Raw genomic sequence first — 6593 nt, forward strand, 5'->3', positions numbered from 1 at the left:
TTGGGTGACCGGAGCCCCCTGGTTAACCTGCGGGTATGGCCCTCGGAACGGCATCCACCAGGACTGATCACGCGCGCACCGTTCGCGACATGCTCGCGACCGGGGAGATGACGTACTCGTTCGAGTTCTGGGCGCCCAAGACGGAGAAGGGGGAGCGCAACCTCTGGAACGCGCTCCGCCGGGTCGAGGCGGTGGCCCCCAGCTTCGTCTCCGTGACCTACGGCGCGGGCGGCTCCACCCGCGCCGGCACGGTGCGGGCGACCGAGCGGATCGCCTCCGACACCACGCTCACCCCGGTCGCCCACCTCACCGCCGTCAACCACTCCGTCGCGGAACTGCGCAACATCATCGGGCAGTACGCCGACGCGGGCATCCGCAACATCCTCGCCGTGCGCGGCGACCCGCCCGGCGACCCGATGGGCGACTGGGTGCCGCACCCCCAGGGCCTGACCTACGCCGCCGAACTCGTCGAACTCATCAAGGAGTCGGGCGACTTCTGCGTGGGCGTCGCCGCCTTCCCGGAGATGCACCCGCGCTCCGCCGACTGGGACGAGGACGTGACGCGCTTCGTCGACAAGTGCCGGGCCGGCGCCGACTACGCGATCACGCAGATGTTCTTCCACCCCGAGTCCTATCTGCGACTGCGTGACAAGGTCGTCGCGGCGGGCTGCGAGACCCCCGTCATCCCCGAGATCATGCCGGTGACCAGCGTGAAAATGCTGGAGAGGCTGCCTCGGCTCAGCAACGCCTCGTTTCCCGATGATCTGAAAGAGCGGATCCTCACAGCAAAGGACGATCCGACCGCTGTACGCTCCATTGGCATCGAGTTCGCCACGGAGTTCTGCGCGCGGCTGCTGGCCGAAGGTGTGCCCGGGCTGCACTTCATCACGCTCAACAACTCCACGGCGACGCTGGAAATCCACGAGAACCTGGGCCTGCACCGCTCACCGCGGGCCTAGACCGACCGCACGTCCATACGACACACTGCGTAGCGGTCACTGGGAGAGGGGCGTACATGGGCTGGGCGGTCCTCTACATCGCGTTCGGCATCGTCGCGTTGTGGCTGCTCGGTGAGGTGCTGCTGCAGTACAAGGCGCGCCTGCGCTGGCGGCTGCTGGCCTTCGCCGGGTTCCTCGGCGTGGTGCTCGGCGTGCTGATCCCGTCGGTCGTCGTCATCGCGCTCGGCGCGATCGCCTTCGCGATCGGCCAGACCTACGTCACCCTGTCGTTCCGCCGCGGCTTCGCGGAGGGCTGGGCCGTCCAGGCCCCGGCGGGTCTCGTCGGCGGCAGGCGCCGCCGCCCCGAACCGGACCGGCCGGAACCGCAGTCGCGGGCCTCGGACCCGGAGGCGGCCGAGCCGGGCCCCGGCGACGACCACCCGCCCGCCGGCCCGGACGGCTTCCCCTCCCCCCAGGACACCGCCGCGTACGGCTACCCCCAGGACACCGCCGCGTACGGCTACGCGCACGACGACCAGGACGACGTGTTCGCCTCCGGCCGCCCCGCCGGCACCCCGGCCGAGGGCACACCCGTCTACCAGCCGCTGCCGATGCCCGACGACACCGGCACCTACGGCACCTACGACACGGCGGGCTACGGCGGCCAGGACCAACGGCAGACACCGGCCGCGGACGGCTCCTACTCCTACGACCCCTCCGGCTACGGCCAGCAGCAGTCCTACGGCTACGACGCCACCGGCCAGGAGCAGTACGCCGCCTACTCCGACCCGTACATCGGCACCCACACCTACGGCGGCGCCGGGTACGGCACCGGCTACGACACCACCGGGCAGCAGCAGGGATACGCCCCGCAGGACTACGGGCAGCAGGACCAGTACGGCACCGGCGGCTACGGCGGCGAGACCCCGGCCGGCGGGGTGTGGGTCCCGCAGCAGCGCAGCACCGACGACGCCTACGGCGGCGACCTCCCGCCGGAGCAGCCCCACCCCTACCAGGGTGGCGGGCAGCCGCACGGCGGCCAGGGGTACGACGAGCAGCAGTACCGGTACTGACCGGACCCCGGCCCCTCCCCGGCGGCCCGCACCGCCGGCCCGCCTCACCGCGAGCCGCGGAACCCCGGACCCTCCACGATCAGCCCCGCGACCAGCGCGCCCGACATCCCCGCGTGCGGCAGCCCGCCGCCCGGGTGCGACCAGCCGCCCACCGTGAACAGGCCGCCCACGCGCGTGGTGTTCGACGGGTGCAGCAGACGCCCGCCGGCCGCGGCCAGGGCCGGCGCCGGAACCGCTCCGCCCTCGGCGCCGGTCGCCTCCGCGACGTCCGCCGGGGTGCGCGTCTCGTACCAGAGCAGGCGGTCGCGCAGACCGGGGACCGCGCGCTCGGCGACGGCCGTCAACCGCTCCGCCCAGCCGCCGTGATCCGTCCCGTCCGCCGCCGGTACCACCGCCGTGAGGACGGCCGCCTCGTGCTCCGCGTCCGGTACCAGCGACGGGTCGTCCGGCCGCAGCACCGTCACCGTCGGCCGCGCGGCCACGCCGGGGGCGTCACCGAACAGGGCGGCCAACTCGGCGTCCCGGTCCGGCGCGTGCACCACCGTGCGGTGCGCGACGCCCTCGGGCCGGCCGCCGCGCAGCGCCAGCAGCACCGTCAGCCGGCTCGCCCCGCCCCGCCGCGCCGGGACCTCGCCGGCCCCGCGTGTCCCCGCGCCCCCGGTGAGACGGTCCAGCACGCCCGGGGCGACACCGGCGACCACGAAGTCGGCCTCCGCCACCGCGCCGCCGGCCGGCTCCACGCCCACCGCCCGGCCGTCCTTCTCGATGACCGCCGTGATCTCGGTGCCGAAACGGAACTCCACCCCGCGGGCCAGGCACCGCTCGTACACCGCCCGCGCCAGCTCGCGCAGACCGCCGCGGACGTACCAGGTGCCGAAGGCGTGCTCCATGTACGGCAGTACCGCGGCGCTCGCCGGAGCCGTACGGGGATCCAGACCGTGGGCCAGGGCGTGGCTCTCCAGGAGCGCGGTCAGCCGGGGGTCGCGCAGCTCCCAGGCACCGATCTCGGCGAGCGTGCCGGCCCGGCGGGTGCGCAGCAGCCGCTTGCGGGGAACGGCCGGGTAGGGCTCGCGCTCGCCCAGCACCCGCCAGTCGGGCCACAGCGGCTCCTCCAGCAGCGGCCGGCGCGTGCGGTCCCAGGCCTCGCGGGCCCGCACCAGGAAGTCGCCCCAGCGCTGGCCGGCACCCGCCCCGAGCCCCTCGTCCAACGCGCCGACGACGCCCGCGCGCGAGGCGTTGGGCAGTACCACCTCGGTGCCGTCCGCGAAGAGGTGCCGGGACGACGGATCGACCCGCACCGTCTCGACGCACTCCTCCAGCGGCTCCTTGCCGGTCTTGACGAAGAGGTCCCGCCAGACCGCGGGCAACGGCAGCAGCCCGGGACCGGTGTCGAAGGAGAAACCGTCCCGATCGAACCGGCGCACCGCCCCGCCGTACGTCCCGGTGCGCTCGTACACCGTCACCCGGTGGCCCGCGACGGCCAGCCGGGCCGACGCCGCCAGCGCGCCCATCCCGGCGCCGATCACCGCAATCCGTGCCATGCCGGGGACTTTATCCGCCGCCTCCGACAATCCCGCCGGGAGGGCCCTGGCCTGCGGTCTTCCAGGGAGGCCCGGGCCGGGGGAGTACTGGAGCGGACGCGGTGCGCACCAGACGGGGGCGGGGCGGTGTGGGGAGGGGCACGCAGGGCCTGAGTACCCGTACCTAGGCGGACAGTTGAGTACCCGCACGGATGGGGGCCGGCCCGCGCAGACGAGAGAGTGGGGGCACGGAGAGGGGCACGGCCGCGGCACCGGCGACACGGGGCGCCGGAGCGGTGGCCGGGCCCGCGATCCGCTCCTTCCGCCGGCCGAGGCCGGCGGGAGCGAGGCACGGGGGAACCCGGAGGACGGCCGGTGCGGGGGAACGTACGGCGGTCCGACGGGGGAACGTACGGGGGAAAGTACGGGGGAGCAACAGGGAGCGCCGGTCCGGCGTGGCCCGCGGGGGACGCGGCCACGCCGGACCGGCGCTCTCCCGTGCGCCCCTCCGCCCGCCCCGAGCCGGTCACCGCGTCGCGCGCGACACCACCCGACGAACTCCCGATCGTGGCAAAAGTCCAGGTCGGAACGGATTGTCAGTGCCATACCCCACGATGGGTACATACGGCACCCGTGCCGTCACACAGACGACAGGAGGTTCGTCATGGCCCACTCCTCCGCGTCCGCCGCCCGCCGGCGCCGCGCCACCGGCCCTGCCCCCTCACTGACCGGCCCGGCCGGCGACGTGCATCCCGTGCTGCGCCGGGCCACGGCCCCGCCCGCCGCCCTCGACCTCCTCGCCCAGGCCCACGCCGGACTGGACGAGGCCACCGTCCTCGAGACCCCCAACGAGCGGTACGCGCGGGCCCACCTCGCCGCCCTGCGCACCGCGGCCGCCGTGCTCGCGGCCCGGGGCCGCCCGGAGCCCACGCCCCGGGCCCGGGCCCGGATCCGCAGCGCCTGGGAGGTACTGCCCGAGATCGCCCCCGAACTCGCCGAGTGGAGCGCGCTGTTCGCCTCGGGGGCCCGGCGCCGCGCCCGGGCCGAGGCGGGCATCGAGGGCGCGGCGAGCAGCCGGGACGCCGACGACCTGATACGCGACGTGTCGATGTTCCTGCGCCTGGTGGAGCGGATGCTCGTCCTCCAGCCGGTCCTGCCCCAGCCGCACGCCGACGGCGACCGGCCGGAGAGCGGCGGGCCCCGGGGCGCCGGTGGTTCCCAGGACGGCGGTCCGGGACACCCGGGGCGTGGACTGCCGGACGCGGGGTGACCTCCCGCCGGCCCGGCGCACGGGGCGCCGGCGGCCGGTGGCGCGCGGTACCACCGGAGTGACCGGGCGGGGCGGAGCGGGTGACGGGGAGGCAATAGGGTGGGAGACGCCTGAAGCCTCCCCCTTCCCCGCCGGGCCGAGGGGAGGCAGCCCGTTCGCTCCGCCGCGCAGAGGCGGTGCCGCGCCGAGGAGTCAACTGCCGTGTCGGACCCGTCGCGCCCCCGCGCCTCCCTCCGTACCGCCGTGGTCTGGGAGGTGCTGAGGGAGGCACTCGACCGCCGTGTCAGGGCCACGGGGCGGCCCGCGCTGGACGTTCTCGACACCGGGGGCGGCAGCGGCAACTTCGCCGTGCCCCTGGCCGGTCTCGGCCACCACGTCACCGTCGTCGACCCCAGCCCCAACGCCCTGTTCGCCCTGGAGCGCCGGGCGGCCGAGGCGGGCGTCGACGACCGGGTGCGAGGTGTGCAGGGCGACGCCCACGGCCTCTTCGACGTGGTCGAGCGCGGCGGGTACGACGCCGTGCTCTGCCACGGCGTCCTGGAGTACGTCGACGACCCGGCCGAGGGCGTCCGCAACGCGGTGGCCGCGCTGCGGCCCGAGGGCGTCCTCAGCCTGCTCGCCGCCTGCCTGGGCGGCGCGGTCCTCGCCCGCGCCCTCGCCGGGCACTTCACCGAGGCCCGGCAGGCCCTCGGCGACCCGGACGGCCGCTGGGGCACCGGTGACCCCGTCCCGCGCCGCTTCACCGCCGAGCGGCTCACCGCCCTGGTGGAGGGAGCGGGCCTGACGGTCGGCGCCGTCCACGGGGTGCGGGTCTTCGCCGACCTCGTCCCCGGCGTCCTGGTGGACACCGAGGCCGGGGCCCTGGACGCGCTGCTGAGGCTGGAGGCCGCAGCGGCCGAACTCCCGGCCTTCCACTCCGTGGCCACCCAGCTCCACGTGCTCGGTGAGACCCGGGGGACCGACGGAGCCTGAAGGGTCTGAGCCACCTGGCGGGATATGGCCCTGATCAGCTACTTGCGTGCACATGGAGTACGCCACAGGACCCCCGAACGGGGGCCCGGCGCCGTATGATCGAGGGAGACCGCCCGGCATGACGGGTCGGCCGCTGGGGAATGGGAATCTAGCGGGCCGGGACGTCCATGGCGGAAACCGGTTGGCCAATTGGCGTAGAGGGGCGGGTTTCACGGGGGCGATTCCCTGCCTATCCTGAAGGGACCCCCCGGGTCGCCCCGGCGACTGCACGATGAGGAGGACGCCGTGCCGCTCTCGGAGCACGAGCAGCGCATGCTCGAGCAGATGGAGCGAGCGCTGTACGCCGAAGATCCCAAGTTCGCGACAGCGCTCGAGGGAAGCGGGCTGCGTACGTACACCCGGCGACGGGTCTACCAGGCGGTCGCGGGCTTTCTCGTAGGTATCGCACTCCTCATGGCCGGAATGGTCGCCAAGCAGGTCTGGCTCAGCGTGGTGGGCTTCCTCGTCATGCTGGGCTGCGCGGTCCTCGCCGTCACCGGCTGGCGCAAGGCCCCCAAGCCGGGTGAGCAGCCCGTCGTCGGCGCCGGGCCCCAGGCGCGCGGCCAGGGACGGCAGAAGCGCTCGATGATGGACCGCATCGAGGAGCGCTGGCAGCGCCGCCGAGACGAGCAGGGCGGGCACTGACCCGGCCGGACCGGGCCGACGGCCCGGCCGGCACCGATGAGAACGTGAGCGAGGGGCGGGCCCCCCGCCGGGGGCGCCCCCCCCCCCGGGGCCGGGGGGCCCGCGCCCCCCCCCCGCCCCCCCGGCCCCCCCGGGG

Annotated in this window: 6 protein-coding genes; 5 read left to right on the forward strand and 1 reads right to left on the reverse strand. The window is 75.1% G+C overall.

Translation table 11 applies throughout. The features are described from left to right. Window positions 1–35 precede the first annotated feature (35 nt). Both metF and ACY1JF_RS25635 read left to right on the forward strand, forming a co-directional pair. A complete protein-coding gene (gene metF / locus ACY1JF_RS25630; RefSeq protein WP_462707605.1) occupies window positions 36–959 on the forward strand; it encodes a methylenetetrahydrofolate reductase [NAD(P)H] in 924 nt (307 codons plus the stop codon). 56 nt (window positions 960–1015) lie between these two features. Beyond that, complete coding sequence (locus ACY1JF_RS25635; RefSeq protein ID WP_462707606.1) at window positions 1016–2011, forward strand: SCO2102 family sporulation regulator; 996 nt, start codon at window positions 1016–1018, stop codon at window positions 2009–2011. A 44-nt stretch (window positions 2012–2055) separates the two neighbouring features. Here ACY1JF_RS25635 and ACY1JF_RS25640 read toward each other — a convergent pair whose 3' ends face one another. Continuing rightward, the gene (locus ACY1JF_RS25640; protein ID WP_462707607.1) at window positions 2056–3552 is read right to left on the reverse strand and encodes a phytoene desaturase family protein; all 1497 of its coding nucleotides are present in this window, start codon (window positions 3550–3552) and stop codon (window positions 2056–2058) included. Window positions 3553–4195: 643 nt separating this feature from the next. Here ACY1JF_RS25640 and ACY1JF_RS25645 point away from each other — a divergent pair. From ACY1JF_RS25645 to ACY1JF_RS25655, 3 genes are all read left to right on the forward strand, one after another. Beyond that, window positions 4196–4801, forward strand: a complete 606-nt coding sequence (locus tag ACY1JF_RS25645) for an SAV_6107 family HEPN domain-containing protein (RefSeq protein ID WP_462707608.1) — start codon at window positions 4196–4198, stop codon at window positions 4799–4801. 201 nt (window positions 4802–5002) lie between these two features. Further along, window positions 5003–5773 carry a class I SAM-dependent methyltransferase gene (locus ACY1JF_RS25650; protein WP_462707609.1) on the forward strand — a complete coding sequence of 257 codons (771 nt, stop codon included), beginning with the start codon at window positions 5003–5005 and terminating at the stop codon, window positions 5771–5773. 285 nt (window positions 5774–6058) lie between these two features. Then, window positions 6059–6457 carry a DUF3040 domain-containing protein gene (locus ACY1JF_RS25655; protein WP_462707610.1) on the forward strand — a complete coding sequence of 133 codons (399 nt, stop codon included), beginning with the start codon at window positions 6059–6061 and terminating at the stop codon, window positions 6455–6457. Window positions 6458–6593: the final 136 nt, after the last annotated feature.

It is taken from the genome of Streptomyces sp. SYSU D01066-1 (assembly GCF_054956795.1).

What these genes read in the sequence shown, in the direction of transcription:
- ACY1JF_RS25640 (WP_462707607.1), bottom strand. Translation starts at nt 3,552, where the DNA reads ATGGCACGGATTGCGGTGATCGGCGCCGGGATGGGCGCGCTGGCGGCG.
- metF (WP_462707605.1), top strand. Translation starts at nt 36, where the DNA reads ATGGCCCTCGGAACGGCATCCACCAGGACTGATCACGCGCGCACCGTT.
- ACY1JF_RS25635 (WP_462707606.1), top strand. Translation starts at nt 1,016, where the DNA reads ATGGGCTGGGCGGTCCTCTACATCGCGTTCGGCATCGTCGCGTTGTGG.
- ACY1JF_RS25645 (WP_462707608.1), top strand. Translation starts at nt 4,196, where the DNA reads ATGGCCCACTCCTCCGCGTCCGCCGCCCGCCGGCGCCGCGCCACCGGC.